This is a genomic window from Streptococcus sp. CM6, assembly GCF_000526095.1.
GTDB lineage: Bacteria > Bacillota > Bacilli > Lactobacillales > Streptococcaceae > Streptococcus > Streptococcus oralis_BW.
Map to the genome: position 1 here is coordinate 1 of NZ_JATS01000007.1, position 1976 is coordinate 1976.

Consider the following 1976-nt stretch of genomic DNA (forward strand, 5'->3'; position numbering starts at 1 on the left):
TAGGCTACGGTAGGAGCTTCGCACTTCCTGCCGTTCCGATAGGTTTAGTGTATTCAGGTTTTTCTACGGTAGGGGCCTCCTCTTGCCCTGCAGTCCCGATAGGCTTATTGTATTCAGGTTTTTCTACGGTAGGAGCTTCCTCTTGACCTGCTGTTCCGATAGGATCGGTGTATTCAGGCTTTTCTAAAGTAGGAGGCTCTTCTTGCCCCGCCGTTCCGATAGGTTCGGTGTATTCAGGCTTTTCTACAGTGGGTGGCACTTCTTGCCCTGCAGTCCCGATAGGCTCAGTGTATTCAGGAATGTCAACAGTTGGAGCTGGTTCCTCTCCCTTGCTTGTAGTTGGTTGTTTCTCATCAACTTTCTTTTCATCCTTTTTAGTAAAGACGGCTACGATAGGACTACTTGTGGTATTTCCTTGAATGGAATAAGCTTCAATGGCATTTCCAGCTTTGCGATTGGTTTCGTCAGGGATTGGGATTTGAACTTGATTGTCTTGGATTGATAGGATAGTCTGATCTCCACTTGTAACTAGATGCGTTTCATCCACCTTACGCAAAACTAGAGGATCTTTGACACCTGGGAAGGTTACAGCGATGGCTTCCCAGTCTCCAGATGGTAGGGTTAAGGAAATTTCTTTGTCGTTTTCCTTGAGAGGAGCGATACTTGGACTATCTATACCAACAGCTGGGGCTTTGATGATGTCAAAAGAGTCCAGAGAAATTTTCTTGCGACCTTCTGGTGAATCTGGGTCAACACGTAATGTCAGGGTGTGCGGACCGTCAGTGAGATTTGTAAATTCGCCAATAAAGGCTCTCTTTTCAGTTGCGCCTGACGTATAGAAATCCAAAGCAGGCATTTCTTTTCCATCCAGTGTCACAAGTGCTTTACCTAGCTCGGTAGTTTTCAAGCCATAGATACGAATACCTGTACCAGTAAAGGAAATAGTTGCCTGAGCTTCTGAAGCTGCACTAGAGTCGCTGCTGTTGATGTCAGCGTATTTTTCCGTACCTCCGTAGAGTTCAGGGTCAGACCAGTCCTTAAACTGGGAACCATACTGAATGCGCGAATCACGGTCATCCATTTTTTCAATTGTGCTTCCTTTTCCAGATAGGACCTTGAAGTAGTCTAAGGAAATTTTCGAGCGTTCATTTCCACGTCCCTTGTTCTCGCGTTTAACAGAAAGAGTCAATGTATGAGGTCCTTCTGACAATCCTGTGAAGCGGCCGATGAGGCTACCTTTTTCAGTTGCCCCAGCAGTGTGGAAATCAAGTTCGCCGACCTCTTTGCCATCAATTTTAGCAGTAGCAAGACCTAGCTCAGACGATTTTAGTCCATAGATTTCGATACCAACACCATTGAAAGGAATGGTTGCAGTGATATCTTCGTCTGTGTAGTCTCCTTTTGAAAGGTCAGCAAATTTTTCTGTTCCTCCAAATAATTCTGAGTCTGCCCAGTTTCCAAAGGCAGCTCCGTACTGGATGCGGCTATCTCGGTCGTCCATCAACTCGCTATAGGTTTCGACAGTGGCCTGTTCAGAAACTTGTGTGGCAAGCTCGCCCAGCATCGCCTTGACAGTATAGGTGTAGGCATGTTGAGGATTGAGTGATCGGTCAATAAAGTGGGTTTGATTGGTTACAAATTCTCTGGTCGCAGAGGTTTGGCCAGTTTCGTCTTTCACTTGTCTTTGGATGACATAGTGGGTAGCGCCTTCTACTTGGTTGAAGGTAAGTTCGGCGGTGACACCATTTTGTCGAACGGCTGTCAGACTGGTTACACGACCAGGGAAGTGTTCAAAGGTAATGACGTCACCTTTTTGCGTTGCAAGCTGGATACGATTATCTTTAAGCACAGTTGCCTTGACTGGTTTGCCATTGACCTTGATTTGGCTGGCTTCGATATTTGGGTAATCTACAACCAGGTCTCCACCGACATTTGAAAGGAAGGACAAGCTTTGCAGGTTTTTATCTTTCCACTTC

1 protein-coding gene is annotated in these 1976 nt (G+C 46.0%); it reads right to left on the reverse strand.

Annotation, left to right across the window (positions count from 1 at the left end; translation table 11 throughout):
- Positions 1-4: 4 nt before the first annotated feature.
- Positions 5-1976: SIALI-17 repeat-containing surface protein (locus tag HMPREF1516_RS10095; protein WP_269621628.1), on the reverse strand; the 1972-nt coding region annotated here is incomplete at its 5' end.